Raw genomic sequence first — 26,749 nt, forward strand, 5'->3', positions numbered from 1 at the left:
TGGCACGCTGTTGAGTTCTCAAGGAACGGACGCTTCCTTCGGACCGCCTTCCAGCGGGCCCTCCGGGCGCTTCGTTCTTTCGTGTTTCCAGCTTATCAGATGTTTTCCGCTCCGTTTTCCGGAGTTTCATTCATCCGATTTCCCGAACTGGCCGGGGCCGCTTTCTGCGACGACCACCACGTTAGCGCATTTCGAGAGTTACTCGAAATTCACGCTCACACCCTGTCGACGACAACGCCGACGAACCCAACCGAATGGGCTTCGAGGTGTGAGAGTGGGTCCTGCCGAGTGGGGCCGCCTCTCCGGCGACTGGAAGACAGTACCCCTCCCCGGCGCTCCGAACAAAACGCCCGGTCCGGGGCCGTACCCACGCGGCCCCGGACCGGGCTCTCACCGGCTGGGCTGTCACCGGATCAGCTGCCGGGCGCTCAGTGGAAGAGGCGGTCGCCGCTGTTGGCCATGCGGTGGGTGCCGCTGTGGCGGTTCACCCAGTCGCGGACGAGGTTGACGGCGTTGGCGCACTGCCAGCTGTCGTCGTACTCCCGCACGCCGGTGAAGGCGCCGTAGCCCGCGATGATGCCGTCGACCCGGGCGTCACCGAGCAGCTTGTCGACGTACCAGGGGTCGTTGTAGGTGGCCGTCCAGGACAGCGTGGCGGCGAGCTGGCCCGAGGCCCGGTCGGCTGCTCCCTTCTTCAGCTCGGCACAGGTGTTCCAGGTGGCCTCGGTGCAGTTGCCGAACCCGTTCTTGATGTCGGTGTCGCCGTAGTCCATCGCCCGGTGGCCGACGGGGATGCCGCCGCCGGAGCGGTTGAAGGCGCCGACGGCCTTGTCGCGGGTGCCGGTGGTGGTCATGCCCTCCAGCGGGCCGAGCCTGCCCTCCAGGCTCTTCCAGCCGCGGCCGCCGACGTCCGGGGTGTTGCCGCCGTGGTACTCGAAGAAGCCGTAGAGGACCTGGATGCCGGCGGCGGTCAGCCGCTGTGCCTTGTCGTGCAGTCCGGCGACGCTGCAGGTGCGGTTGGGCTCCTCGCCGCAGTAGTTCGGGTCCTTGATGTCCAGCCAGACCAGGGACAGCCGGCGTCCCGCGTTGGCATTGGAGAGGATGCGGTCGATCATGGCGTCGAAGCTGGGGCCGAGCCGGTTCTCCCCGGCGGAGGAACAGTCGTGGTAGGCGCGCCACTCGTTCGGGTTCCACCAGGCGCAGACGTCGATCTCGATGCCGTTGGCGCCGTGCTTGAGGGCCGCGTCCACGCCGTCCAGGGTGTCGACCCGGTGGGCGATGGCGTAGACCGGGTGGCGCTGGTCGGCCGCCTGGGCCGGGGACGTCCCGAGCGTGGTGCCGCCGATGATCCCGCACAGCGCCGCCGCCAGCGCGGGCAGCGCCCGCACGCCGTTCTTGAGGTGAGTGGTCAAGGAAGGGCACTCCTTCTGGTCGCTTCAGCGTCCTGAGGTGTACATGACTGGCCGCACCAACTGTACGTCCTCGAACGATGAACGGCGACCGAACGGAGCACGGACACGAGACTTCTGACGACCCGTATGGTCCGGACGGTTGCGGCGGGACGGGCTCGGCGGTCGCGGTGTCGCACCTGTTCCCCGGCCCGGCCCCGGTGTCGTACCGTGACCGCGTGACCACGATCCTCAACTCCCGGTACGACGTCGTGATCGTCGGCGGCGGGCACAACGGACTGGTGGCGGCGGCCTACCTGGCCCGGGCCGGCCGGCGGGTGCTGGTCCTCGAACGGCTGGCCCGGGTGGGCGGGGCCGCCGTCTCCGCCCGGGTGTTCCCCGGCGTGGACGCCCGGCTGTCGCGCTACTCCTACCTGGTCAGCCTGCTGCCGCGGAAGGTGGTCCGGGACCTCGGGCTGCGACTGGACCTGCGCCGGCGCCGGGTCTCCTCCTACACCCCCGCCGTCCGGGACGGGAAGCCCACCGGGCTCCTGGTGGACGCGGCAGACCCGGCCCGCACCCGGGAGAGCTTCCGGGCGCTGACCGGCGCCGACCGGGAGTGGCAGGCCTGGCAGCGCTTCTACGGGATGACCGGGGAGGTCGCCCGCCGGGTGTTCCCCTCCCTCACCGAACCGCTGCCCACCCGCGCCGAGCTTCGTCGGCGGGTCGGCGACGAGGCCGCTTGGCGCTCCCTGTTCGAGCGGCCGCTGGGCGAGGAGATCGAACGGAGCTTCACCGACGACCTGGTACGCGGCGTGGTCCTGACGGACGCGCTGATCGGCACCTTCACCCATGCCCACGACCCCGGGCTCCGGCAGAACCGCTGCTTCCTCTACCACGTGATCGGCAACGGCACCGGTGACTGGGACGTCCCGGTCGGCGGGATGGGCGCGGTCACGGACGCGCTGGCCGAGGCCGCGCTCGCGGCCGGGGCCGAGATCCGGACCGGCTGCGAGGTCACCGCCATCGCCACCGACGGCCGCGGCGACGCCGAGGTCTCCTACCGGCACCGGGACGGCGAGGCGACGGCGGCGGGCCGCCGAGTGCTGGTCAACGCCGCGCCGGCCGCCCTGGCCCGGCTGCTCGGCGAGGACCCGGGGCCGGCGCCGGAGGGCTCCCAGCTGAAGGTCAACATGGTGCTGCGCCGCCTGCCCCGGCTGCGGGACAGCGCCGCCGACCCGCGCGAGGCCTTCGCCGGGACGTTCCACATCGCCGAGGGCTACCGGCAGTTGGAGACCGCGTACACCGAGGCGCTGGCCGGCCGGCTGCCCTCGGCGCCGCCGTCCGAGATCTACTGCCACACCCTGACCGACCCGTCGATCCTCGGGCCGGAGGCCGTCCGGCAGGGGCTGCAGACGCTGACCCTGTTCGGGCTGCACATGCCGGCCCGGCTGTTCGGCGACCCGGCGGCCGAGGAGCGCGCGCTGGCCGCGAGCCTGGCACAGCTGGACGCGGTGCTGGCCGAGCCGATCGCCGACTGCCTGGCCGTCGACGCCGACGGGCGGCCCTGTGTCGAGGCCAGGACGCCGCCGGAACTGGAACGGGAGCTCGGGCTGCCGGGCGGGCACATCTTCCATCGCGACCTCGCCTTCCCCTTCACCGACGAGGCTGAGGACACGGTGCGGGGGCCGCAGGGCGTCGCCGCTCGGTGGGGGGTGGCCACGGCGCACCCGAACGTGCTGCTGTGCGGGGCGGGCGCCGTCCGCGGCGGCGGGGTCAGCGGCATCCCGGGGCACAACGCGGCGCAGGCCGTCCTGACCGACCCGGCCGTCCGATCCGCATGAGCTGCATGAGCTGCACGAGCTGCACGAGCAGCCGGATGAGCGGCGGGGCCGGGCCGGTCAGGGGGTCGAGGCGTCAGGCGCGGGCGAGCACCCAGCCGCCGAGGCCGTCACAGGCGCCGGCGTTGTAGAGGGTGGAGCGGAAGCCCGGCGGGACGGGCGAGCCCGGGCAGGTCCACAGGCCGACGCGGGCGGTGTTGTGGCGCCAGGCCCCGGCGCCGTCGCAGCCGGCCGCCAGGTGCCCGGTGATCACGTAGCCCGCCACCACCGGGGAGCCCGAGCAGGTCCAGATCCCGTCGTGCGGCAGGCCGTGCTGCCAGCCGCCGATGCCGCCGCAGCCGGCCCGCAGGTGGTTGGTGATGACGTAGCCGGGCACGACGGGCGAGCCGGAGCAGGTCCAGATGCCGTCGTGGACGAGGTTGTGGCGCCAGGCGCCGATGCCTCGGCAGCCGGTGGCCTGGTGGTCGGTGATCACGTAGCCGGCCACCACCGGCGAACCGGAGCAGGTCCAGATGCCGTCCTTGGCGGGCTGCTGGTACCAGGAGCCGTAGCCGTTGCAGCCGGCGCTGTCGTGGTCGGTGATGACGTTGCCGGCGGCGACGGGCTGCCCGGAGCAGCTCCAGCTGCCCGCGCCCCAGCCCGTCGTCCTGGCCTCCGCCGCGGACATGCCGGAGACGGTGCCGCCCAGGGCGACGGCCGCGATCAGGGCCACGGCCGCCGCGACGGCTCCGGCGCCCCGGCCGACGACCCGGGCGGCCGCGCGCTTCCATAATTGACGAAGCATCATGTTAGTTGTGCCCCAAAGGTGTTGAGGAAAGCTGACAGCCCCCGTGGGGCCGGTTCGCCCGGCCCGCCCCGCCCGTCCGGCGGCGGAGCGAGAGCCACCCTAGGTGGTGGTGAGGTGAAAGTTCAGGGGAGGAGCCGAGAATTCCGGCTCCGGGGCCCACCTTGTCCGAAAGCCGTCCTGCCGATCCCCCACCCTCCCCCGCCCTCCCGCTCGGTCCCGCCCCCTCCCCCAGGCCGGGCGCCCCCCGGTCCGGACGTCTCGGCTGACGGGACTTTCAGCAGACGTAGGGATCTTGGCCCGGCCCACGGGTAAGGTGGTCGATCGTGGCCAGTCGTAAAACGTCGATCATGGAAGCAGCCGCGCGGGTGATCGCCCGGCGCGGTGTGCGCGGACTGCGAGTGGAAGAGCTCGCCGCCGAGGCGGGGGTGTCCACCGCGCTGATCTACTACCACTTCAAGGACCGCACCGGGATCCTCCGGCAGACGCTGGAGTTCATCAACGACCGGGCCGAGCGCTACACGACCGAACGCGCGGCGGACGCACCGCCGCTGACGGCCCGCGAGGAGCTGGAGCAGACGCTGCTGCTGGAGCTCCAGGACAGCGTGGAGGTCCGCGAGAACAGCACCGCCTGGGGCGAGCTGCGGGCGAGCGCGGTGTTCGACGAGACGCTGCGCGAGGACCTGGCGCGCGCCACCCGGGTCTGGGTGCAGGAGATCGCCGAACTGCTCGGCACCGTGCAGCCGATGTCCTCGGCGGTCGCGCTGGCCGGCGCGGCGGAGCGGCTGACCGCGCTGCTGGAGGGACTGAGCACCCGCTGGCTCAGCGGCAGCCTGCCGCTGGCGCACGCCCGCACCCTGCTGCTGGACGCCATCGACGGCGAGGTCACCCGGCTCGGGTCCTGATTCGTCGATTCGTCGATTCGTCGATTCGTCACGCTCCGTACCGGCTTCCCAGCCGCGGAGTCATGGCGCGCCGATGAGTTTGACTGATTTTTCAGTCAGTGCGAGCCTGAACCCGCAGGCAGGGTGCTGCCGCCGGCCCGTCCCCGTGGTGCGCCGGTGCGTTGCGGCGCGAAGAGTGGTCCCGGCGGCCCCGCACCCTCCTCCGGCACCGTCGCACGAACTGGAGACCCTCATGACCAGCCACCACGACGCCCGCTCCGCCGAGACCTACCCCTGGGTGCCCGCGGACGACGTCCCGCACGCACGGACCTGGATGTCCTGGCCGTCCCGCCGGGGCGTGTGGGGACTGCGCCTGGGCGGCGTCCAGGAGGACATCGCGCTGATCGCCCGCACCGTCGCCCGGTTCGAGCCGGTGGTCATGTGCGCCCCCGACGACTGGACCGCCGACAAGGCCCGGGACCGCTGCGGCCCCGCCGTCGAGGTGATCACCGCCATCCCCACCGACGACCTGTGGATGCGCGACACCGCGCCGGTGTTCCGCCGGGACGGCTACGGCGGCCTGGACGCCGTGGTGCTCAACTTCAACGGCTGGGGCAACAAGCAGGTCCACTACGACGACGCCCGGGTCGCCGAGCGGATCGCCGCCCGCCGCGGCCTGCGCCACACCTACGCGGACTTCGTCGGCGAGGGCGGCGCGATCGAGACCGACGGCGACGGCACGGTGATGGCCACCGAGAGCAGCCTGGTCAACAAGAACCGCAACCGCGGCATGAGCCGGGACGAGATCGAGGAGTCCGTCCTGGAGGCCTACGGCGCGGACAAGATGATCTGGCTGCCCGGCATCAAGGGCCAGGACATCACCGACGACCACGTGGACGTCACCTCCCGGTTCATCCGGCCCGGCGTGGTGATGGTGCAGCTGCCGCCGGCCGACCGCGACGACGAGTGGGCCCGGGACGCCCGCGAGCAGTTCGCGATCCTGTCCGCCGCGACCGACGCCCGGGGCCGCCGGCTGCACGTCATGGTGGTGCACGGACCGGACACCGTCCGCTCGCGCAGCTCCAAGTTCGTGGACTCCTACCTCAACTTCCACCTCGTCAACGGCGGTGTCATCACCGCCCAGTTCGGCGACGCCCACAAGGACGCCGCCGCGCGCGAGGCGCTGGCCGCGGCCTTCCCCGGCCGCGAGGTGGTGCAGCTCGACGTCGACCGGCTGATGACCGGGGGCGGCGGCATCCACTGCTCGACCATGCACGAGCCGATGCCGTGACCCGCCCCCGCCCGTCCGTCCGTCCGCCCGTCCGCCTGCGCAGCACCGACCTCGACCGGAGTACCCGTATGACCAGTGCCCTGTCCCGCCGCGGCATGATCCGCACCCTCGCCGGCGTCGGCGCCGGGGTCGGCGCCCTCACCTTCGGCCTGACCGCCTGCGACCCCACCGGCGCCGAGGACCCGGACGGCGCCGTGCCGCCCTCCCAGCAGCCCGGCGCCCCCGGCGCCCGCCGGTTCGGCGCCGAGTGGGAGAAGCACCTGCGCACGGTGATGTCCTGGCCCGCCTCCGAGAACGTCTGGGGCGACCAGCTCCCGGACGTCCGCCGGGACGTCGCCGGCCTGGCCCAGGCCATCGCCGCCCGCGAACCCGTCGTGCTGATGGCCCGCCCCGAGCAGGCGGACGCCGCGCGGAAGGCCTGCGGCTCGGCCGTCGAGGTGGTGCCGATCGCCGTCGACGACCTGTGGGCCCGGGACACCCTGCCGGTGTTCGTGGAGGAGGGCGGCAAGGTCAAGGGCGTCGACTTCAACTTCAACGGCTGGGGCGGCAAGCAGCAGCGCGGCAACGATTCCAAGGTCGCCCGGACGGTACTGGCCAAGTACGGCGTGGAGCGGATCGAGACCCGGCTGGTCGGCGAGGGCGGCTCCTTCGAGACCGACGGCCAGGGCACCCTGCTGGTCACCGAGAGCTCCGTGGTCAACGGCAACCGCAACCCGGGGATGAGCCGGGACCACGTCGAGGCGGAGCTGAAGAAGGTGCTCGGCGTGACCAAGGTGATCTGGCTGGCCGGCGTCAAGGGCAAGGACATCACCGACGCCCACGTCGACTGCCTGACCCGCTTCGTCGCCCCCGGGGTCGTCCTGCTCGACCAGGCCTTCCCCGGCGGCCCGGCCGACGTGTGGTCCCGGGCGGCCGACCAGGCCCGCGGCGTCCTGACGAACGCCACCGACGCCACCGGCAAGAAGCTCCAGGTGATCGAGCTCCAGCAGCCCGACCCGGACCGGATCACCGGACGCGGGGACGCCTTCGTCTCCTCGTACATGAACTTCTACATCGGCTCCAAGGGCGTCTACCTGCCGAAGTTCGGCGACGCCCGGGCCGATGAGCGCGCCCAGCAGGTCCTCAAGCGGTACTTCCCGGGCCGGGAGATCGTCCCGGTGAGGATCGACGCGATCGCGGCCGGCGGTGGGGGCATCCACTGCGCCACCCACGACATCCCCGCCGTGGGCTGACCGGGGCGGCCGGTCCGGGTGCCCGCCGTGGGACGGGCCCCGGGCAGGCCGCCGTGTCGGACCAGGGCCTGTCCGACGGGCAGGCCCTAAGCGGCGGGCTGCTGCTGGGTGACGCAGTGGATGCCGCCGCCGCCCGCGCCGAGGTAGTCGATGTCGAGCTGCTCGACCGTACGGCCCGGGAACAACCGGGCGAGGGCGGCGCGGGCGGCGCTGTCGGCCCGGGTGTCGCCGAACTGGGCCGAGATCACCGCGTTGTTGCACAGGTAGTAGTTGGCGTAGGAGCCGACGAAGTCGGGGTCGGTCGAGCGGATCAGGTAGTAGTCGGGGCCCTGGACAGTGCTGACCGAGACCGGGGTGCCCTGGGCGCTGGTGGCGGAGCCGAGGATCGCGTACTGCTGGCGCTCGTCCTGGGACCACACGTCGGTGTCGGAGGACAGCGGCAGTTGGACGACGGCCCGGCCGGCGCCGAGGAAGCGCGAGGTGGCGTCCACGTGGTCGTCGGTGATGTCCTGGCCGGCGATGCCGGGGAACCAGATCACCTCGGTGGCACCGTAGGCGGCGCACATCGCGCTCTCGATCGCGGCCTGGGACATCCCGGGGTTGCGGTCGGCGTTGATGATGCTGCTCCGGGTGGCCATCAGGGTGCCGGAGCCGTCGGTCTCGATGGCGCCGCCCTCGGCGACCAGTCCGGCGGGGGTGAACGGCAGGCCGAGGTAGGCGGCGACGCGCTGGGCGACCAGGGCGTCGTTGCCGTGCGGGTTCTGGTGGTTGCCCCAGCCGTTGAAGTTGAGGCCGATGGTGTCGAGGCCCCCCGCGCCGTCGGTGCGGAAGACCGGGCCGGTGTCGCGCATCCAGCAGTCGTCGACCGGGATGTCCCCGATGACGGTGACGGACGAGCCGCACATCGAGCGCGCCTTGGCGACGCTGGCGGGGTTGGCGCACACGGTCACCGGCTCGTACGTGGCGATGGTCCGCGCGACCAGGGCGATGTTCGACTGGGCGCCGCCGAGCTTGCCGCGCCAGATGGTGCTGTTGTCCGGCCAGGCCATCCAGGTCCGGGTGTGCGGGACGGTGTCCGGCGGCACCCGGAGGGCACCCGCGGCGACCGGGCCGCTGGCACTGCGGGTGGTGCTGCCGCTGGTGGTGCCGCGGGTGCTGCCGTCGGCGGTGCCGCGGTACTGCGCAGCGCGGGCCGGTCCGCCGGTCGCGGCGGTCAGCGCGGTGCCGGCGGCGGCGAGCCCGGCGGCCGTCAGGAACCGGCGGCGGCCGAGCCTCGGGGCGTTCTCGGTGTACGGTCTGGTGCCTTCCTCCATCACTGCCTCCTTGTCAACGTCCTTCTGTGGTGGACGAGTTGAACGAACGGTAAAACTGGCCAAGCGCTCGGTCAATACTTTGTGCAGGCATCCGCCACCATTCCGCCCTGACGCCTGCCCCGGAGTGGCTACAGTGACGGCCATGGCGACACGGGAGACGGCACCGGCCCCGCGCACGGCCACCGGACCGGGCGGCGGCAGCGGCCGGGCGCGCGCCTCCGCCAAGGGCGAGCAGACCCGGGCCCGGCTGATCGCGGCGGCCCGCACCCTGCTCGCCGGCGACGGCGCCGGGCGGTTCACCACCCGCAACGTGGCCGCCCTGTGCGGGGTCTCGCACGGGATGTGCCACTACCACTTCGCCGACCGCACCGATCTGATCGTCGCCGTCGTGGCGGACATCCGGCCGGAGTGGATCACCCCGCTGGAGCAGGCCGTCGCCGGGCCCGGCGGCTACGCCGAACGCGCCGGGCGCGTCCTGGCCCTGCTCACCCGGCCCGAGAGCCCCGACCTGGCCCGGCTGCACGCGGCCCTGCACTGGCTGGCCCTCAACGACGACCGCGTCCGCACCGCCCTGGAGGCCGAGTACGCGCGCTGGCGGGCCGCCTTCGTCCGGCTCTTCCGCTGCCTGGTCGAGGAGCGCGGCACCGGCACCGACCCCGTCCCGCTCGGCGAGGCCTTCGCCGCCGCCGTCGACGGGCTCGCCGCCATCGGCTCGCTGGACGGGACGGTGGACGACGGACGGGTGCTGCGGACCCTGCTGGACTCGCTGGCCGCCACCGTCTGACCGACCGACGCCGTCTGCCCGACCGACACCGTCAAGGCGCAGCGGCCTCGGCGGCCTCGGCCCGGCGCTTGCGGTGCTCGACCCTGGTGCCCGCGACGACGGTGAAGGTCAGGCTCGCGGCGATGATCCCCTCCGCCCAGAAGAACGCCAGGTAGTCCATCAGCGAGCCGATCGGCGGCGAGCCGGGCGCCGCGTTGCGCATCCCGATCAGCGCGAACAGGGTCGCGGCCATCCAGCCGAGCGAGGGCCAGACCAGCCCCTGGCCGCCCCGGTAGAGCACTTCGGCCCCGGCCAGCACGGCCAGGGCGAGCGCCCACATCGCGGCGATCATGAACCAGGCCAGGATGAAGGTGCTGCGCCCCCGGGTGACCTTGCCCTCCAGCAGTCGCGCTCCGGAGGTGAGCGGGGTGCTGGTCGGCCGGACCACGAAGAACGGGTCGACGTCCGCGAAGACCAGGCCGACCGGCACCGGGCCCGCGTTGTCCGAGGCCGCGAAGCCGAGGGCGAAGTGGTAGCGGTCGAAGGGGTAGTCGGACTCGGTGCCCTCGTAGAGGTTCGCCTGGACGGCCTGCGGCGTGGCCGGCTCCCCCGGTGCGGCGCGCAGGTCGGTGCGGGCCGCCGACTGCGCCGTGACGTCGACCTGGCGGGTGAACGCCGTGGAGTCCGGGCCCTCGGCGAGGCTCCCGTGCGGGACGGGCACGACGTAGAGGGTGAGCTCGCCCGTCCCGGGGTCGATCTCCTGGGCGGTGAGGTCCAGTTCGATCCAGTCCCCGCTGGTCGGCAGGGCCAGTTCCCGGGTCTGCTGCCGGGTGTCGCGCTCGTTGAGGTAGAGCGCGATGCCGGCCGAGCAGAGCACCGCGAGGAGCAGCAGCGCGAGGGCGAAGCGGTTGCCGCGCAGCCGGGCGGGGCCCCTCATGCCGAGGCGGAGGGGCCGGACGAGGGGCCGGACGGGCCCACCGAGTGGGACGGGCCGGTCGAGGCGGACGGGCCGGTCGAGGCGCCGGCCGTCGCGACGGGCTGCTGCTGGGTGGCGCAGTGGATGCCGCCGCCGCCCGCGGCGATGTGGTTGATGGAGACCTGGGTGACCTTGCGGCCGGGGTGGAGGTCGCCGAGGATGCCGGCCGCGCGGTCGTCGGCGGCCTGGTCGCCGAAGCGCGGGACGATGACGCCGCCGTTGCAGACGTAGTAGTTGATGTAGGTGGCGAGGAAGTTCTTGCCGGCGCCCTGGATCAGGTCGACGTCGGGCTCCGGCAGGTCGACGATCTTGAGGCTGCGGCCCTTGGCGTCGGTCGCGGACCGCAGCACCTGGAGGGCCTGGGCGGAGGCGGTGGTCCAGACGTCCGGCGGGGTGTCGGCGGCCGGGCGGTGCAGGACGACGGTGCCGGGTTCGGCGAAGCGGGCGAGGGCGTCGACGTGGCAGTCGGTGATGTCCTGCCCGGCGACGCCCTTGAACCAGAGCACCTTCTCGACGCCGAGCAGTTCCTTGAGGCTCGCCTCGATCTGGTCGCGGGTCCTGCCGGGGTTGCGGTTGTCGTTGACCCAGGAGCTCTCGGTGGCCATCAGGGTGCCCTGGCCGTCCACCTCGATGGCGCCGCCCTCGCCGGTGATCGGCGCCTGGACGCGGGTGATGCCGTAGTGGTCGAGGAGAGTGCGGGCGACCTGGCCGTCGTTGGCGTGGGTCTGCTTGCCGCCCCAGCCGTTGAAGTCGAAGTCGACGCCGGCCAGGCCCTGGGGGCCGGTGACGAAGGTCGGGCCGGTGTCCCGGGCCCACAGGTCGTCGACCATCAGCTCCAGCACCTCGACCGAGGAGCCGCAGGCCTGGCGGGCCTGGTCGGCCTGGTCGGGGCGGGCCAGCAGGACGACCGGCTCGAAGCCGGCGACGGCGTGGGCGAGTGCGGCGATGTCCTGGCGCACGCCGGCGAGTTGGTCGCCCCACACCTCCTCCAGGGCCGGCCAGGCCATGAAGGTGCGGGTGTGCGGGCCGGACTCGGCGGGCATCGCCCGGCCGACCGCCGGGCCGGCGGCCGGCGCCGCGCCCGAGGCCGTGCCGCTCGGGCCGGACTGCGCCTCGGACGTGCCGTCGGAGGAGCAGCCGCCGGCCAGCGCGAGGGCGGCGAGGGCGGCCCCGGATCGCAGGAGCGCGCGGCGGGACGGCCGGGAGGGAGCCATGGGGCCTCGTTCCGGTAGGTGTCGGGTTCGGCTCCGCAGGCTACTGAAAGACCGGTCAGGATCCGGCGCGGCGCGGCTCCGCCGTCCGGGGGAATCCGCGCGGGCCAAGCCGACCTGCACGGTCGTCCTTTCCGCGGCGGGCGGAGCCGGCCGGCGGGGTCGCTGCCGGCCGGCGCCGTCCGCCGGTGGTGCTGGTTCGCCCGGGTCGCAGGTCCGACCACCTGCCGGGCCCGGGCCGTCCTACAGTGCGCGGCGCGCGGCGGCGATCCGGTCGGGATCCCAGCCGGGCCGGGGGACGGACTCCAGCAGCAGCCTGGTGTAGGCGTGCCGCGGGGAGTCCAGGACGTGGGCGGTGGGGCCGGATTCGACGATCCGTCCGTGCCGCATCACGACGACCTGGTCGGTGACGCAGCGGACCACGCCGAGGTCGTGGGTGATGAACAGGTAGCCGATACCGGTCTGTTCGCGGATGTCGGCGAGCAGGTTGAGCACCTGGGCCTGGACCGAGACGTCCAGGGCGGCGACCGCCTCGTCCAGGACCAGCACGGCCGGCCGTACGGCCAGCGCCCGGGCGATGGCGACGCGTTGGCGCTGGCCGCCGGAGAGCTGGCGGGGCAGGGCCTCGGCGGCCCGGGTGCCCAGGCCGACCTGGTCGAGGAGTTCCCGGATCCGGGCCGGGTGGTCGGTGTCGGGGAAGTGCAGCCGCAGGGTCTCGCGGAGCACGGCCTCGACGCCGGTGCGCGGGTCCAGGGAGAGGTACGGGTCCTGGAAGACCATCTGGACCTCGCGGGCCCGGGCGAGCCGTTCGGCCTTGCTCCGCGCCCGGCCGGTCCTGGCCCGGCCGTGCACCAGCACCTCGCCCGCGTCGGCCCGGTCGAGGCCGACGACGATGCGGGCGGTGGTGGTCTTGCCGGAGCCGGACTCGCCGACGATGCCGAGCGAGCCGCCGGCGTCGAGGGTGAAGGCGACGTCGTCGACGGCCTGCACGGTGCCGAAGGCGCGGTGCAGGCCGCTGACCCGCAGGACGGGCTCAGCCATCGGTACGGCTCCCTTCGAGCGGGTGGTGGCAGGCGGCCGGGTGCTCGCCGCGCTGGGCGGGCACCTGCTCGCGGCACGGGTCGGTCGCGTGGCGGCACCGCGCGGCGAACGCGCAGCCCGTCAACTCCTGGCGCAGGTCCGGTGGTTGGCCGTCGATGGCGGCGAGCCGGCCGGCCGGGGCGTCCAGTGCGGGGGTGGCCGCGAGCAGGGCGGCGGTGTACGGGTGCCGGGGCCGTTCGAACAGCGCGGCGGCGGGGCCGTGTTCGGCGATCCGCCCGGCGTACATCACGTAGACCCGGTCGCTGATGGCGGCGGCGAGGCCGAGGTCGTGGGTGACGAACAGCAGGCCGGTGCCGAAGCGTTCGCGCAGCCGGCCGAGCAGGGCGACCACCTCGGCCTGGCTGGTGACGTCGAGCGCGGTGGTGGGCTCGTCGGCGAGCAGCAGGACCGGGTCGCCCATCAGGGCGGCGGCGATCATCACGCGTTGCAGCATGCCGCCGGAGAGCTGGCCGGGGTAGCGGCGCAGCAGTTCCGGTCCGAGGCCGACGGCTTCGAGGAGTTCCACGGCGCGCCGGTCGGCGTCCACGGCGCTCATGGTGCCGGTGAGGCGGACGCTCTCGGTGAGGAAGTCCCCGATGCGGCGCAGCGGGTTGATGGCGGCCCGCGGGTCCTGGAAGATCATCGCGGCCCGGCCGGTGCGCAGGGCGCGCAGCCGGGCGGGGTCCATGGTCAGCACGTCCTGGCCGTCGACGAGGACCTTCCCCTCCGTCGTGGCGCCCGGTGGCAGCAGGCCGAGGGCGGCGCGGGAGGTGAGGGTCTTGCCGGAGCCGGACTCGCCGACCAGGGCGACGGTCTCGCCGGGGGCGACGGTGAGGTCGACCCCGTCCAGGACGGGGCGGGCGGTGCCGGGCAGGCGGAGCCGGAGGCCCTGGATGTCGAGGGCGTTCATGCGGTCCTCCGAGTCATGCGATCCTCCGAGTCATACGGCTCTCCGCTCCACGCGGTCGCCCGTTGTCAGCCGGTCCCCTGTCTCCACGCGGTCGCCCGTTGTCACGCGGTCCCCCGTTCACGCGCTCCTCCGGGCGACCTGGTCGGCCCAGCGCTCGCCGACGACGTTGAAGGCGACGACGGTCAGCACGATCAGGGCGCAGGGCAGGATCGCCGAGAGCGGGTAGCCGTGCTGGATCGCGGTCTGGCCGTCGAAGACCATCCGGCCCCAGTCGGGGGTGAGCGCGGGGACGCCGAGCCCGAGGAAGGAGAGGCCGGCGAGGTCCATCAGGGCGTAGCCGAAGTTGACGGCGGACTGGGCGAGGACGATCGGCGCGATGTTGGGCAGGACGTGCCGCAGGCAGATCTGCACCGCGGAGTGGCCCTGGACCTGGTACGCGGAGACGTACGGCCGGGTCCGTTCGGCCAGCACCAGGGAGCGGGTGAGGCGGGAGACGTACGGCAGGTAGGCGATCGCCAGGGCGACGACGGGGGCGAGCAGGCCCTCCCCGTACACCGAGACGATCAGGATGGCGAGCAGCATGCCGGGGAAGGCGAAGACCAGTTCGGTGCCGCGGGACAGGACGGAGTCGAGCCAGCCGCCGCGCCAGCCGGCCGCGAGGCCGACCGCGATGCCGGCGACGGTGGAGAAGGCCACCACGCCGAGCGGGCCGAGCAGCGAGGTGCGGGCGCCGAGCAGCAGCCGGGCGAGGGTGTCGCGCCCGGCCGGGTCGACGCCGAGCAGGTGCTCGGGCGAGGGCCCGGCGAGGGCGTTGCCGAGGTCGACGGCGTTCGGGTCGTACGGCGAGAGCCAGGGGGCGAGCAGTGCGGCGAGCACGACCAGGGCGGCGAAGCCGAGGCAGATCAGGTGGAGCGGGCCGCCGGCGGACTTGATCCGGGCGAGCCCGGGGCGGCGGGTGAGGCCCGACCGTTGGATGAGACCGGTACTCATGCGCCGGACCTCCTGGAGCCGAGGGTGATCCGGGGGTCGACCAGCGGGTGGATCAGGTCGACGACCAGGTTCACCGTCATGAACAGGGCCACGATGATCAGGGAGATGGCCTGGACGGTCGGGAAGTCCTTGGTGGTGGTGGACAGTTCGAGCAGCTGGCCGATGCCGCCGATGCTGAAGGCGGACTCCACCAGGACGGTGCAGACCAGCAGGGTGGAGACGATCAGGCCGCCGGTGGTCAGCACGGTGCCCAGCGAGTTGCGGAACACGTGGCGGCGGATCACCTCCCGCTCCGGGACGCCTCGGCTGCGGGCCACGGTGACGTGCTCGCCCTCCAGGGCCTCCAGCATGGCCGTGCGGGTGACCCGGGCGAGCATGCCGATGAGGTAGAGCGCGAGCGCGACCGCCGGCAGCGTGAGGTGCTGGAGCATGTCGCCGAGGCCGTCGCCGACGCCGCCGACCGGGAACCAGCCCAGCCTGACCGCGAACAGGCCCTGGAGCAGGACGGCGGCCACGAAGGACGGCGTACCGAGGGCGATCGTGGTGGTGACCAGGATCGTGGCGTCGGTGGCGCCGCCGCGCACCGCGCCGATCCGGCCGAGCGCCAGGCCGATGACGACCACGACCACCAGGGCCATCCCGACCAGCAGCAGGGTGGCGGGAAGCCGGTCGGCGAGCAGCTCGGAGACGTCGGTGCGGTAGGTGATGGAACGCCCGAAGTCGCCCTGGAGCACCTGGCCGAGCCAGCGGAAGTACCGGACCAGGAACGGGTCGTCGAGGTGGTACTGCTCGTTGATCGCCTGCAGGGCGGCCGGCGAGGCCGACCGGCCGGACAGCAGGAAACTGGCGGGGCTGCCCGGTGCCAGGTACATCGCGCCGAAGACCACGAAGGAGGCACCGAGCAGGGTCACCGCCATCTCGATCAGCCGCCGGGCGGCGAATCGGAGGAAGCTCACCGGGCAGCCCCCACATCGGCGGCCCACGGGTAGTACATGTACGAGATGGTGGTCGGGGCGCCGGTGATCCGCTTGTTGAGGAAGACGGCGGTGGGCCACTCGGCGACCGGGATCCACAGCAGCTGCTGGGAGGCGGCCTGTTGGAGCTTGGCCTCGACCGCGCCGCGCTCGGCCGGGTCGTACTCGGCGGTGGCCCGGTCGACCAGGTCGTCGTAGGCCTTGTCGCTGTAGCCCGCGAAGTTCTGGTAGGCGCCGGTGCGGAAGTTGACGAGCAGGTCGAGCGGGTCGGTGATGGAGTCGTAGTACGTCTCCGGGAACATGTCGACGCCCTCGCGCGCCTTGGCGTCGGTGAACAGCGCGGTGAAGGCGTTCGGGGCGATCGTCTTCAGCTGGATGTCGAGCCCGATCCTCGTCCCGGCGGCCTGGACGGCGGTGGCGAGCAGCGAGACGTCCTGGCCGATGGTGCTGGTGGCCATGACGAGCGTCTTGCCGCTCGCGCCGGCCTCCTTGACCAGGGCCTTGGCCTTGTCGATGTCCTGGGTGGTGGGGGTGAGGCCGTCGAAGGCGCTCTTGCGGACGTCGTCGGGGGCGCCGCCCCAGGCGGCCCGGGTGGTGAGGGAGCCGGTGACGGTGCCGGCGCCGGCCAGGCCGGTCCTGACGAAGCCGGAGCGGTCCAGGGCCAGCGACAGCGCCTGGCGCACCCGGACGTCGCCGAGCGCGCCCTTCATGGTGGTGACGTTGACGTTGACGGTGCTCAGGCCCTCGCCGAAGTAGAGCGTGCCCGGGCCGCTCTTCCGCAGCCGGTCGTAGCTCTCGGTGGGGATCAGGTAGCCGCCGTCGACGTCGCCGGTGAGCATCGCGTTGGTGCGGGCGGAGGAGTCGGTGAGGAAGCTGAACACGACCTTCTTGGACTTGGCCTTGGTGCCCCAGTAGTCGTCGAAGCGCTGGAGCTCCAGCGACTGGCCCTTGGCCCAGCTGCCGAGCCGGTACGGGCCGGTGCAGTCGAGGCTGCCGCTGGTGCCGTAGTCCTTGCCCGCGGCCTCCACCCCGGCCTTGGCGGCGACGACGCCGGCCGCGGTGGCCATGTACTGCGGGAACTGGGAGTCGGGCTGCTTGAGCTTGACGGTGACCTGCAGCGGTCCGGTCCTGGTGACGGTGTCGACGTTCTGGAACACCTGGGCCCAGGCCGCCGCGTTGTCCGGGTCGGTCTGCCGGCCGAGGCTGTACACCACGTCGTCGGCGGTCATCTCGGTGCCGTCGTGGAAGTGCACCCCGGAGCGCAGGTCGTAGACCCAGGTGGTCGGGTCGGGGTTGGTGGCCTTCTCCGCCAGGCCGGGCGCCAGGGTGAGCTGGGGGGTCCAGCGCATCAGGCTCTCGCACACGTTGGAGAGGATGGTGTTCTGCGGGTAGTCGAAGGCCTGGACGTAGTCGAGGGTCGGCGGCTCGGCGTAGGTGGCCCAGGTGAAGGAGTCCAGCTCGCCCTTGGCGGGCGGGGTGGTCGCGGAGAGCTGGACGCCCCCCTGGTCGGCGCCGGCGCCGTGCGGCGGGCCGGAGCAGGCGGCGACCAGCGCCGCGGCGGACAGCAGGGCGGTGGTGGCGAGGGCGAGCCGGCCCGGGGAGGCGGCTCGTCTCGCGGGGGTGAGGGTCATGAGGGTGGGCTTCCGGTCGGAGCGGGGAGAGGACGTGCGGTGCGCCGTGCGGACGGTGCGTCAGCCGCGGACGGCCGGGACCTGCTGGGTGATGCAGTGGATGCCGCCGCCGCCCCAGGCGATCACCCGGGAGCGGACGCCGACGACCTCGCGGTCCGGGTACGCCCCGGCGAGGACGGCGAGCGCGGCCTCGTCCTCGGGGTGGTCGGCCACCGGGACGACCACCGCGCCGTTGGCCAGGTAGTGGTTGAGGTAACCGACCTCGACCTCGCGGCCGTCGACCTCGACGAACGCGGCCTGCGGGACGTCGACGATCTCGAACGGGCGGCCCTGGGCGTCGGTGGAGTGCTCCAGCACGGCGCGGTTGGCCCGCATCCGGGCGTAGTCGGGGTGCTCCGGGTCGGCGGGGAGCTGGACGACGACCTTGCCGGGGGCGGCGAAGGCGCAGACGCCGTCCACGTGTCCGTCGGTCTCGGTGTCCAGCAGGCCGCCGTACGGCAGCCAGATCACCTTGGTCACGCCGAGGCACCGCTCGAGCTCGGCCTCGATCTCCTCGCGGCTCATCCCGGGGTTGCGGTTGGGGTGCAGCAGGCACTGCTCGGTGGTGATCAGGGTGCCCTCGCCGTCGACGGTGACGGCGCCGCCTTCGAGGATCATCTCGGAGCGGACCACCGGGGTGCCGAGGTGCTCCAGCAGCAGGGCGCTGATCCGGTCGTCGGCGTCCCACGGGTGGTGCTTGCGGCCCCAGGAGTTGAACCGGAAGTCCACGCCGGCCCGGCGGCCCTCGGCGTCGAGCACGAAGATCGGCGCGGAGTCACGGAACCAGGAGTCGTCCATGGGCAGTTCGACGACGGTGACGCCCTCGCCGCACCGGGCGCGCGCCTCCTCGCCGTGGCCGGGCGGGGCGGTCATCGTCACGGGCTCGAACCGGGCGATGGTGCGGGCGACTTCGGCGTACTCGCGCTTCGCCTCGGCGAGGGTGTCGCCCCACAGGTCCGCGCGGACGGGCCAGGCCATCAGGCAGCCCTCGTGTTCGGTCCACTCGGCGGGCATGCGGTACGTGACGGTCACGGGATACCTCTTCGGGATCGGGTGTGCGGGTGGACCGGTGGGCCCGGCGGCCCGCCTCCGTGGGGTTGGCCTGCGGGCCGCCGGGAGTCTCGGGGTGGTGCTCGGACGGCTCGGACGGCTCGGACGGCTCGGACGGCTCGGACGGCTCGGCTGATGAGACGGTCAGCCGATGAGGACCGTCAGCCGAGCGGCGGGACGCTGGGCTGGGACTGGGTGGCGCAGTGGATGCCACCGCCGCCGCTCGCGATGGTGTCGATGTCCAGCTGGACGACGTCGCGGTCCGGGTAGGCGGCCTGGAGGATCGCGTACGCCGTTCCGTCGGCCACGGTGTCGCCGAACCGCGGGACGAACACGGCACCGTTGGCGGTGTAGAAGTTGGTGTAGCTCGACAGGAAGTCCTTGCCCTTGCCGCGGATCAACTGGCGGTCGGGGCCCGGGAGTTCGGTGACGACCAGAGGGCGGCCCCGGGCGTCGGTGGCGCCGGCCAGGGCCTGCTTGGCCTGCTGGTGGACGTCGATCCAGATCTGGTCCGTGCCCGGGCCGGGCCGGTCCAGGACGACCTTGCCGGGTGCGGTGAAGCGGGCCAGGCAGTCCACGTGGTCGTCGGTGATGTCCTGGCCGGCCAGGCCGGGGAGCCAGATGACCTTGCTCAGGCCCAGGCTCGTCCTCAGCGCCTGCTCGACCTGGTCCTGGGACATCCCGGGGTTGCGGTTGGGGTTGACCAGCGAGCTGACGGTGGCCAGCAGGGTGCCCTGGCCGTCCGTCTCCAGTGCGCCGCCCTCGCCGGTGAACGGCGCGCGGACCCGGTTGACGCCGTACCGCTGGAGGAGGGTGGCCGCGACGGCGGCGTCCTCGGCGAAGGGCTGGTAGTAGGGCGTACCGCTCTTGCCCCAGCCGTTGAAGTTGGTGTCCAGCCCGGCGATCGCGCCGGGGGCGGTGAGCAAGGTCGGGCCGAAGTCCCGGATCCAGAGGTCGTCGTTGGGGATCTCCAGGACGGTGATGCCGTAGGCGCCGCCGCGGCCGAGCCGGTAGCGGGCGTCCGCGGCCTGGTCGGGGCGGGCCACCACGACGACCGGTTCGTAGCGGGAGATCGCGTAGGCGACCCGGGCGATGTCGTCGCGGACGGCCGACAGCTGGCTGCCCCAGATCGAGGACAGCGCGGGCCAGGCCATGAAGGTGCGGTCGTGCCGGTCGGTCTCGGCCGGCATCCGCAGCGTGGGGGTGGCTGCGGCCGCCCGGTCGGTGGCCGCCGGTTCGGTGGCGGCCGGCTCGATGGCAGCCGGCTCGGTGGCGGCCCGGGCGACGCCCGGCGGGGCCGCGCCGAGCGCCAGCGCCGGCAGGACCGCCGCGCCGAACCGGAGCAGTCTCCGACGGGAGGGAGTGGGGGTGGCCTCGGTGGGCGTGGGGGTGGTCATGAACGCTCCCTGCAAGAGGTGGGAGGTGTGGGGGTTGCCCCGCATCCTGTACCTCACTGAAAATCCAGTCAACCCTGCAAGCGACGTAAAGCGCGTCGACCTGACAAACTGATCAGGATTTCATCAAGTCCGCATCCAGGACGGGTAGGGTGAGCGTCCATGTCAGACCGCCGGACGGGGATACTCCAGGCCGCCACCCGCGTCATCGCCCGACGCGGCGTGCGTGGCCTGCGGATGGGCGAGCTGGCCGCCGAGGCCGGGGTGTCCACCGCGTTGATCTACTACCACTTCACCGACCGGGCGGGGATCCTGCGCCAGACGCTGGAGTTCATCAGCGACCGGGCCGACCGCTACACCGCCGAGGACCAGCCCACCCCCGCCACGGGCCCGCCCGCCCGGGGGCAGGCCCGGGACCCGGGCGCCGAACTCGAACAGGTCCTGCTGCTGGAACTCCAGGACACCACCGAGGTGCGGGAGAACAGCACCGCCTGGGGCGAGCTGCGGGCGACCGCCGTCTTCGAGCCGGACCTGCGCGAGGACCTGGCCCGGAACACCCACAGCTGGGTGCACGACGTCGCCGAGCTGCTCGCCCACGCCGACCCGACCGGCACCGCCCCGGCCCACGCGGCGGCCGCCGAACGGCTCACCGCCCTGGTCGAGGGCCTCAGCGTGCGCTGGCTGAGCGGATCGCTCCCGATCGAGCAGGCCCGCCGGCTGCTCCGCGGCGCGATCGAGGCGGAGCTGGACCGCGGCCGGCCGGGCGACCCCAGCGGCCCCGGCCTGGCCGGGGCCGACCGGCGGGGACCGACGTGACGAAAACGAGCCGGTCGCGAACCTGATCGACGGCTCCATCCCGCCCGTCGTTTCGCTGATCACCCAGACGAACCGGGTCGTCTCGGGGTGGTTCGAGTGGTTTCACCCTCAAGCTTGACTGATTTTTCAGTCAATGCCAGAGTTCAGTTCCGGCGAGGCCGGGCGACTGCGCCCGCCTCCGTACGCGGCACCCGTCGGCGCCCCGCCCACCGGACCGCCCCACCCTCGGCCCCACCGGAGTCCACCGTGTCCCAGACCTCCCTCGCGCGCCGCACGGTGCTGCGCACCCTCGCCGGCGCCGGCCTCATCGCGGCCGGCGCGACCGCCTGCGCGGCCACCGACGACCAGGCGGAGCCGGGCGGCCCGTCCTCCTCCGGCGCCCCCGCCGACCGGCCGGCCGAGCCCGCCACCGCGCCGCCCGCGACGGCCGCCCCCGCCCGCGGGCGCCGGCTCGGCGGCGAGTGGGAGAAGCACGAGCGGACCTTCATGGCCTGGCCCGCCTCCGAGAACGTCTGGGGCGAACAGCTCGGGCCGGTCCGCAAGGACATCGCCTCGGTGGCCCGGGCCATCGGCGGCCGCGAACCGCTGGTCCTGCTGGTCCGCCCCGGCCAGGAGGACTCGGCCCGCAACTCCTGCGGCAAGGACGTCGAGCTGCTGTCCGTCCCGGTCGACGACCTGTGGGCCCGCGACACCGTGCCGGTGTTCGTGGAGGAGGGCGGCAAGGTCAAGGGCGTCGACTTCAACTTCAGCGGCTGGGGCGGCAAGCAGCAGCACGACAGCGACGCCCGGATCGCCCGCGCCGTCCTGGACAGGTTCGGGGTCGAGCGGATCTCGACCCGACTGGTCGCCGAGGGCGGCTCGTTCGAGAGCGATGGCCAGGGCACCCTGATGGTCACCGAGAGCTCGATCGTCAACGCCAACCGCAACCCGGGGCGCGACCGCGACCAGATCGAGGCCGAGCTCAAGAAGGCCCTGGGCGTCACCAAGGTGATCTGGCTGGCGGGCGTCAAGGGCAAGGACATCACCGACGCCCACGTCGACTGCCTGGCCCGGTTCGCCGCCCCCGGCGTGGTCTTCCTGGACCGGGCCTTCCCCGGCTCCCCGGCGGACGTCTGGTCCCGCTCGGCCGACCAGGCCCGCGCCGTGCTGGCCGAGGCCACCGACGCCACCGGCAAGAAGCTCAAGGTGGTCGAGATCAGCCAGCCCGACCCGGACCGGATCACCGGGCGCGGCGACGCCTTCGTCTCCTCGTACATGAACTTCTACATCGGCAACAAGGGCGTCTACCTGCCGCAGTTCGGCGACTCCCGGGCCGACGGGCACGCCCAGGAGGTCTTCCGGGACCAGTTCCCGGGCCGCGAGATCGTCCCGCTGACGATCGACACCATCGCCTCCGGCGGCGGCGGCATCCACTGCTCCACCCACGACCAGCCGACCCTCTGACGCCCGCCGCGCCGCCGCCGGGGGGCCGGGGGCCGGGGCCTCCCCGAACGGCCCCTGCTCCCTCTGACCCCACGGCGGCGGGCACCGCTTCAGGTGCGTTTGAAGAACTCCACCTCGGCCAGCGCGATGGTGCGGCCCGGACCGGTGCCCGCGGCCTCGCGGACGGTCAGCTTCACCTGGACGACGTCGCTGATCCCCGTCCCCACGGTCTGCGGGCCCGGCTGGTCGTTGAGCGTCACCTGCTTGCGGTGCACCTCGCCGTCCGAGGCGGTCACCTCCAGGTCCAGCAGCACCGGCCGGGCCTGCTGCCGGAAGTGCTGCGGGTCGGCGGAGTCGCCGGTGTGGATGATCAGGTCCACCAGCCGGAACGGGCTGCGGAAGGTGAAGCTGACGGAGTCCCCGATCGCCGGCGCCCCCCAGTAGGTGTTGGAGAGGCCGTCGTCGGAGAAGGTCGCGGGATGGCCCTCGACGGCGGCGCTCGCCGTGGTCAGCGAGGGGGCGATCGGCGCGGTGCTGCCCAGCTTGTCCAGCACGTCCTGGTAGGCGCTCTTGCCGAGCGGCCACAGCAGGACCCCCGCCACCACCAGCGCCAGCAGCACGATCAGCGCGATGGCGCGGCGCAGCGCGTTGCCCGAACCGCCGATCCGTACCCGGCGGCGGAACGGCCACCGGGTGCGCCACCAGGGCAGCTCGGGCGCGGCCGCGGTGGCGGTCAGCGGCGCGGCGCAGCGGCGGCAGAACCGCCGCTCGGGCAGGTTGGGCGTGCCGCAGCGGGGGCAGGGCGGCCCGTCCTGGGCCTCGTCGACCGTGGCGGTCCGGACCACCGGGCGGGGCGCGATGGGCTTGGCGGGCTGCACCGCCACCGGGTCGGTCGGCGGCACGGGGGCCGGTTCGGGTGCCGGTGGGGACACCGGTCCGGGCGTCGCGGCCGGGGCCGGGGCGGGCTGGGGCGCCGGGGCGGGCCGGGCCCGGGTGGAGGTCGAGCGCGAGGTCGCCACCGCGGGCGGGGCCGGCGGCTCCTCGGCGGCCGGGGTCGGCGCCGCGGGTTCGGCCACGGGTTCGGGGGCGGGCGCCGGGGCGGGCGGCTGGGCGCGCCTGCTGCGGCTGGTCACCCGCCGGGAGACGTCGCGCCAGGTGGAGCCGGTGCGCGCGGTCCCGGGGGCGGCGGACTCGGCCTCGGCGGGCGAAGGCTCGACCCGCGCGGGCGAAGGCTCGGCAGGGGCGGCCGAGGGCGCCGCAGGGGCACCGGGCGCGGGAGCACCGGGCGCGGGAGCAGCGGGCGTAGGAACAGCAGACGTAGGAGTAGCAGGGGTAGAAGTAGCAGGCTCAGGAGCGGCAGGCGCGGCCGCCGGCGTACTGCGCGACCACCCCAGGTAGGCGCCGCAGTTGCCGCAGAAGTCGTCCCCCTCCGCATTGGCCGTTCCGCATTCGGGACACACCGGCATCCGTCAGCCCTCCGCTCGCCCGGGTGGACCGGGCAGGATCTCGATCCGGCAGTTCAGGTGGACCGGGCAGCCCGCCCGGACGGCGGACAGCAGCCGGTCCTCGTCCAGGGCCGAGCCGTCCAGCGGCCAGACCCGGATCAGCACCCCGCCGCCCGGTGCGGACGGCGGGGCCTCGCCGGGGGTGGTGGACCAGGAGACGCCGCCGCCGTCGCTGATCTCGCAGCCGGCGCCCAGCACCAGGCGCAGCCGCTCGGCGAGGCCGCGCCGGGTGCCGCGCCACCGGTGCAGTTCCACCGCGCGCCCGACCACTGCCCGGCGCACCTCCTCCGGCCAGTCCGGGTCGATGTCCACCGCGACCCAGGTCGCCAGCCAGTCCAGGAAGTCGACCGGCGCCAGGCGGGGCCGGAAGTAGGCGGGCAGGTTGTCCAGGGTGCTGAAGACCGGGGCGAGGACGGTGTCCAGGCCGGCCGTGAAGCGCTGGGCGAAGTCGTCCTCGGCGAAGAGGGCGGGCAGCAGCTCGCCGATCGGGTGCGGGCTGGGCAGCCCGGGTACGGCGGCGCGGGTCATGACGTGCCGCCGTCGGCGAGGGCGGTGACCACGACCTGGTGCTGGTGCGAGAAGACCAGGGCGTCCGGCGGGACGTCGACCCGCTCGGCGGGTGCGCCCCGGCGCCCGGTGATCGGGTCGGCCGGGAACAGCCGCAGCTCCTCCACCCCGGCGACGGCCGCCTCCCGCTGGAGCACGGCGAACACCTCCCCGTACTGCACCGCCCGGCCGAACGGCCAACCCGTGCCGTCGGCGCCGCCGCGCAGCGGGTTGAGGTAGCGGTACAGCGCCTGCAGCACCGCCTCGCGGACCCGGTCCGGGTCGGCGGCGCGGGTGGTGAGCCGGGCGACCACCGTGACGCCCTGGTAGGTGGGCGGCTGGACGAGCACCCGGGTGCCGATCAGCCGCCGCTCGTCCAGGGCGGTCGCAACGGCGGCCAACACCTGCTCGTCCGGGATGAGTTGCTCGAAGCGCAGCCGGTCGCCGTCGTCCGCGACCGCGTCCGGGACGACCAGCACCCGCACCGCCCCGGCCTCGCCACCGGCCGCCGGTACGCAGCTGACCCGGGCGGCGGAGGGCGCGGCCTGCCGGGCGATCAGCTCGAAGTCCCCGGCGGTGACGGCGCGTTCCTGCAGCCGCAGCTGGTGCGGGGCGCGCGCCTTGGCGTTGTCCACGGTCTCGCCGTCGACCCCGCCCCTGGCCGCCTCGCGGTTGTCCACCCGGGCGATGTACGGGACGGAGCTGCGCAGCACCGTGACGGTGTTCCGGGCGACGTTGCCCGCGATCCCGCCGCCGGTGCGGTACTGCGGGACGCGCAGCCGGGCGCCCTTGGGCGGCACCGCGCCGAACGCGCGCAGGCTGCCGTCCGCCTCCCGGACGGCGGGCGGGAACAGGAACTCGCCGTTGGTGGCGTCCAGCACCACGTGCCGGTCGGCGGGCGCGGAGTCGCCGAAGTGCTCGACGACCGTCCAGCGCTGCCAGCCCTCCCCGGCCGAGACCTCGACCACCGGCGGCCCGCCGTCGAGCAGCACCGGCGGCCGGGCGAGCCGGAACCGCTGGCCCGCGACGCCCTCCGAGCTGCCCAGCGGCGCATCGGTGACGGTCTGGGCGTGCGCCGCCGTGGCGGTGCCGCCGACGGTGAACACCTCGGCCCGCCGGACGGTCGGGGACTCGGAGTAGAACGGCTGGCCCGGCCGCGGCTCGGTGACCCGGCAGCGCAGCCAGCCGGCCCGGCGGCCGGCGACCACCGAGGCGGTGTGCCCGGCCGGCACGAACACCACCACCTCGCCGGGCCGGTTGAGCCCGCCGGTGGTGTCGCTGCCGGTCTCGCACTCGATCCAGCGCGCGCCGTCCCACACCTCCCAGGCCAGCGGCGGCTGGCGCGGGTCGACGCCGACGCCCTCCACCCGGCTGTCCAGCCGGACGGCCAGGATGCAGCGCGGCACCACGGCCGGCAGGGCGAACAGCATGGCGTCGCCGGCCACCGGGCGCGACTGGAAGCACGGCACGTCGGCGCCGTCGGCCAGCCGGGTGGTCACGTCGGACTGCTCCCCGGCGGCCGAGACGGTCACCAGCCGCTCCAGTGCGCTGGGCACGATCGGCAGGTCCTCGGCGGTGGCGAAGACCACCGCCTCGTCGGTCTCGGTGCGCAGGGTGGACACCTCGGTGCCGGCCCGCAGCAGCACCGTCTCGGGCTGCGGGGCGGAGAGCCAGAAGTCGACCTCGGCCCGGGCGGCGGCCGGCGGGAACAGCCGGATGCCCAGCAGGTCGAGGAAGGCGGAGTAGTTCTTCTCCGGCACCCGGTTCAGCCGGTAGAGCAGCTGGTCCACCAGGTAGGCGAAGGTCTCGATGAGGGTGACGCCCGGGTCGGAGACGTTGTGGTCGGTCCACTCCGGGGCGCGCTGCTGGACGTACCGCTTGGCCTCGTCGACGAGTTGCTGGAAGCGGCGGTCGTCCAGGTTCGGGGAGGGCAGGGCCATCAGCGCACACTCCCGTCCAGGGCGGCCGGGGATTCCGCGGACGGCGTCTCCGGGATGGTGTAGAAGGGGAAGACCAGGTTGCGGCGGTCGTTGGTGGCCCGCACGGTGTAGTGGACGTCGATGTAGAGGGTGCCCTCGTCGACCCGGTCGAAGGCGATCACCACGTCGTCCACGGTGATCCGCGGCTCCCAGCGCTCCAGCGCGATCCGCACCTCGCGGGCGATCCGCCCGGCGGTGGTGCTGTCGCCGGGGGCGAAGACGTACTCGTGGACGCCGCAGCCGAACTCCGGGCGCATCGGCCGCTCGCCGGGGGCGGTGCCGAGGATCAGCCGGATCGCCTCGGCGATCTCCCGGTCCCGCTCGACCATGCCGATGCCGCCGGTGGCGTTCACCCGCAGCGGGAAGGCCCAGCCGCGGCCGATGAAGCTGCTGGTCACACGGCACCCCCGATCAGTACGTTGAAGGCCCCGGCGATGATGGTGGCGCCGCAGGTGGTCTTGTCGCCCATCCGGGCCGCGGGCAGGCCGCCGATCAGCACCATGCCCCCGGTCATCCCGCCGAGTTGGGGCTCCACGAGGTTGGCGGGCCCCATCTCCACGTGTGGGACGCAGGCGTGCACGGTGCCGGTCACCGCGGCGGGCCGGCCGCCGATCAGCACCGTCGCGACCTTGAGGGCACCCGGCGGCGGGGTGGTGAGGGCGCCGCCGTGGTCGGTGGGGTCGCCGGTCCGGGCTGCGGGGGGCATGTACGGTCTCCATTCCGATGGCTC

The 26,749-nt window shown here is 73.7% G+C and carries 24 protein-coding genes and 1 pseudogene; 7 read left to right on the forward strand and 18 right to left on the reverse strand.

All coding sequences use genetic code 11. The features are described 5' to 3' along the window. Window positions 1–428 precede the first annotated feature (428 nt). Window positions 429–1,412, reverse strand: a complete 984-nt coding sequence (locus ACZ47G_RS37745; RefSeq protein WP_465750726.1) for a PI-PLC domain-containing protein — start codon at window positions 1,410–1,412, stop codon at window positions 429–431. A gap of 215 nt (window positions 1,413–1,627) precedes the next feature. Here ACZ47G_RS37745 and ACZ47G_RS37750 point away from each other — a divergent pair, with 215 nt between their 5' ends. Beyond that, the gene (locus tag ACZ47G_RS37750; protein ID WP_465750728.1) at window positions 1,628–3,232 is read left to right on the forward strand and encodes a phytoene desaturase family protein; all 1,605 of its coding nucleotides are present in this window, start codon (window positions 1,628–1,630) and stop codon (window positions 3,230–3,232) included. 73 nt (window positions 3,233–3,305) lie between these two features. On the opposite strand, the gene ACZ47G_RS37755 is transcribed toward ACZ47G_RS37750, so the two are convergent. Next, a complete protein-coding gene (locus tag ACZ47G_RS37755; protein WP_465750730.1) occupies window positions 3,306–4,013 on the reverse strand; it encodes a hypothetical protein in 708 nt (235 codons plus the stop codon). A gap of 350 nt (window positions 4,014–4,363) precedes the next feature. Between ACZ47G_RS37755 and ACZ47G_RS37760 the strand changes: the two genes are divergently transcribed. The 3 genes from ACZ47G_RS37760 (at window position 4,364) to ACZ47G_RS37770 (ending at window position 7,420) form a co-directional block, all read left to right on the forward strand. Further along, on the forward strand, window positions 4,364–4,918 hold the full coding sequence (locus ACZ47G_RS37760; RefSeq protein ID WP_465750732.1) for a TetR/AcrR family transcriptional regulator: 555 nt from the start codon (window positions 4,364–4,366) through the stop codon (window positions 4,916–4,918). A gap of 232 nt (window positions 4,919–5,150) precedes the next feature. Continuing rightward, entirely contained in the window at window positions 5,151–6,188 is a 1,038-nt protein-coding gene (locus ACZ47G_RS37765) for an agmatine deiminase family protein (protein WP_465750734.1), read from the forward strand. Between the two features lie 68 nt (window positions 6,189–6,256). Next, window positions 6,257–7,420: an agmatine deiminase family protein gene (locus ACZ47G_RS37770; protein WP_465750736.1), complete on the forward strand. Its 1,164-nt coding sequence runs from the start codon at window positions 6,257–6,259 to the stop codon at window positions 7,418–7,420. Between the two features lie 86 nt (window positions 7,421–7,506). Here ACZ47G_RS37770 and ACZ47G_RS37775 read toward each other — a convergent pair whose 3' ends face one another. Beyond that, entirely contained in the window at window positions 7,507–8,733 is a 1,227-nt protein-coding gene (locus tag ACZ47G_RS37775; protein WP_465750738.1) for an agmatine deiminase family protein, read from the reverse strand. Window positions 8,734–8,875: 142 nt separating this feature from the next. Between ACZ47G_RS37775 and ACZ47G_RS37780 the strand changes: the two genes are divergently transcribed. Beyond that, window positions 8,876–9,517 (forward strand): TetR/AcrR family transcriptional regulator, encoded by a 642-nt coding sequence (locus tag ACZ47G_RS37780; protein ID WP_465750740.1) that lies wholly within the window; start codon window positions 8,876–8,878, stop codon window positions 9,515–9,517. A gap of 31 nt (window positions 9,518–9,548) precedes the next feature. Here ACZ47G_RS37780 and ACZ47G_RS37785 read toward each other — a convergent pair whose 3' ends face one another. From ACZ47G_RS37785 to ACZ47G_RS37825, 9 genes are all read right to left on the reverse strand, one after another. Next, window positions 9,549–10,433 (reverse strand): DUF4436 family protein, encoded by an 885-nt coding sequence (locus ACZ47G_RS37785; RefSeq protein WP_465750742.1) that lies wholly within the window; start codon window positions 10,431–10,433, stop codon window positions 9,549–9,551. Next, window positions 10,430–11,686, reverse strand: a complete 1,257-nt coding sequence (locus tag ACZ47G_RS37790; protein ID WP_465750744.1) for an agmatine deiminase family protein — start codon at window positions 11,684–11,686, stop codon at window positions 10,430–10,432. The genes ACZ47G_RS37785 and ACZ47G_RS37790 overlap by 4 nt, the downstream gene beginning before the upstream one ends. Window positions 11,687–11,926: 240 nt before the next feature. After that, the gene (locus tag ACZ47G_RS37795) at window positions 11,927–12,724 is read right to left on the reverse strand and encodes an ABC transporter ATP-binding protein (RefSeq protein WP_465750746.1); all 798 of its coding nucleotides are present in this window, start codon (window positions 12,722–12,724) and stop codon (window positions 11,927–11,929) included. Continuing rightward, complete coding sequence (locus ACZ47G_RS37800; protein ID WP_465750748.1) at window positions 12,717–13,673, reverse strand: ABC transporter ATP-binding protein; 957 nt, start codon at window positions 13,671–13,673, stop codon at window positions 12,717–12,719. The genes ACZ47G_RS37795 and ACZ47G_RS37800 overlap by 8 nt, the downstream gene beginning before the upstream one ends. A 117-nt stretch (window positions 13,674–13,790) precedes the next feature. Beyond that, a complete protein-coding gene (locus ACZ47G_RS37805) occupies window positions 13,791–14,663 on the reverse strand; it encodes an ABC transporter permease (protein ID WP_465750750.1) in 873 nt (290 codons plus the stop codon). Further along, window positions 14,660–15,619, reverse strand: coding sequence for an ABC transporter permease (locus ACZ47G_RS37810; protein ID WP_465750752.1), 960 nt, complete (start codon window positions 15,617–15,619; stop codon window positions 14,660–14,662). The genes ACZ47G_RS37805 and ACZ47G_RS37810 overlap by 4 nt, the downstream gene beginning before the upstream one ends. Further along, window positions 15,616–17,268, reverse strand: coding sequence for an ABC transporter substrate-binding protein (locus ACZ47G_RS37815; RefSeq protein ID WP_465750755.1), 1,653 nt, complete (start codon window positions 17,266–17,268; stop codon window positions 15,616–15,618). Before ACZ47G_RS37815 ends, ACZ47G_RS37810 begins: the two co-directional genes overlap by 4 nt. Before the next feature lie 60 nt (window positions 17,269–17,328). After that, the gene (locus ACZ47G_RS37820; protein WP_465750757.1) at window positions 17,329–18,339 is read right to left on the reverse strand and encodes an agmatine deiminase family protein; all 1,011 of its coding nucleotides are present in this window, start codon (window positions 18,337–18,339) and stop codon (window positions 17,329–17,331) included. 179 nt (window positions 18,340–18,518) lie between these two features. After that, on the reverse strand, window positions 18,519–19,754 hold the full coding sequence (locus ACZ47G_RS37825) for an agmatine deiminase family protein (protein WP_465750759.1): 1,236 nt from the start codon (window positions 19,752–19,754) through the stop codon (window positions 18,519–18,521). A 159-nt stretch (window positions 19,755–19,913) separates the two neighbouring features. On the opposite strand from ACZ47G_RS37825, the gene ACZ47G_RS37830 reads away from it, so the two are divergent. Both ACZ47G_RS37830 and ACZ47G_RS37835 read left to right on the forward strand, forming a co-directional pair. Next, window positions 19,914–20,567, forward strand: a complete 654-nt coding sequence (locus ACZ47G_RS37830) for a TetR/AcrR family transcriptional regulator (RefSeq protein ID WP_465750761.1) — start codon at window positions 19,914–19,916, stop codon at window positions 20,565–20,567. Window positions 20,568–20,813: 246 nt separating this feature from the next. Further along, entirely contained in the window at window positions 20,814–22,010 is a 1,197-nt protein-coding gene (locus tag ACZ47G_RS37835) for an agmatine deiminase family protein (protein WP_465750763.1), read from the forward strand. An 89-nt stretch (window positions 22,011–22,099) separates the two neighbouring features. Here the strand turns inward: ACZ47G_RS37835 and ACZ47G_RS37840 are convergent, their stop codons facing one another. The 6 genes and pseudogenes from ACZ47G_RS37840 to ACZ47G_RS37865 form a co-directional block, all read right to left on the reverse strand. Then, on the reverse strand, window positions 22,100–23,122 hold the full coding sequence (locus ACZ47G_RS37840; protein WP_465750803.1) for a zinc ribbon domain-containing protein: 1,023 nt from the start codon (window positions 23,120–23,122) through the stop codon (window positions 22,100–22,102). A gap of 264 nt (window positions 23,123–23,386) precedes the next feature. Further along, a pseudogene (locus ACZ47G_RS37845) lies at window positions 23,387–23,455 on the reverse strand (zinc-ribbon domain-containing protein); the annotation flags it as partial. A gap of 3 nt (window positions 23,456–23,458) precedes the next feature. Continuing rightward, window positions 23,459–24,022: a phage tail protein I gene (locus ACZ47G_RS37850; RefSeq protein ID WP_465750765.1), complete on the reverse strand. Its 564-nt coding sequence runs from the start codon at window positions 24,020–24,022 to the stop codon at window positions 23,459–23,461. Continuing rightward, window positions 24,019–25,980, reverse strand: a complete 1,962-nt coding sequence (locus ACZ47G_RS37855) for a putative baseplate assembly protein (protein WP_465750767.1) — start codon at window positions 25,978–25,980, stop codon at window positions 24,019–24,021. Before ACZ47G_RS37855 ends, ACZ47G_RS37850 begins: the two co-directional genes overlap by 4 nt. Beyond that, window positions 25,980–26,417, reverse strand: coding sequence for a GPW/gp25 family protein (locus ACZ47G_RS37860; protein WP_465750769.1), 438 nt, complete (start codon window positions 26,415–26,417; stop codon window positions 25,980–25,982). The genes ACZ47G_RS37855 and ACZ47G_RS37860 overlap by 1 nt, the downstream gene beginning before the upstream one ends. Continuing rightward, on the reverse strand, window positions 26,414–26,725 hold the full coding sequence (locus ACZ47G_RS37865) for a PAAR domain-containing protein (RefSeq protein ID WP_465750771.1): 312 nt from the start codon (window positions 26,723–26,725) through the stop codon (window positions 26,414–26,416). The genes ACZ47G_RS37860 and ACZ47G_RS37865 overlap by 4 nt, the downstream gene beginning before the upstream one ends. Between the last annotated feature and the right edge of the window lie 24 nt (window positions 26,726–26,749).

The sequence above is a fragment of the Kitasatospora sp. NPDC030952 genome (assembly GCF_055571335.1).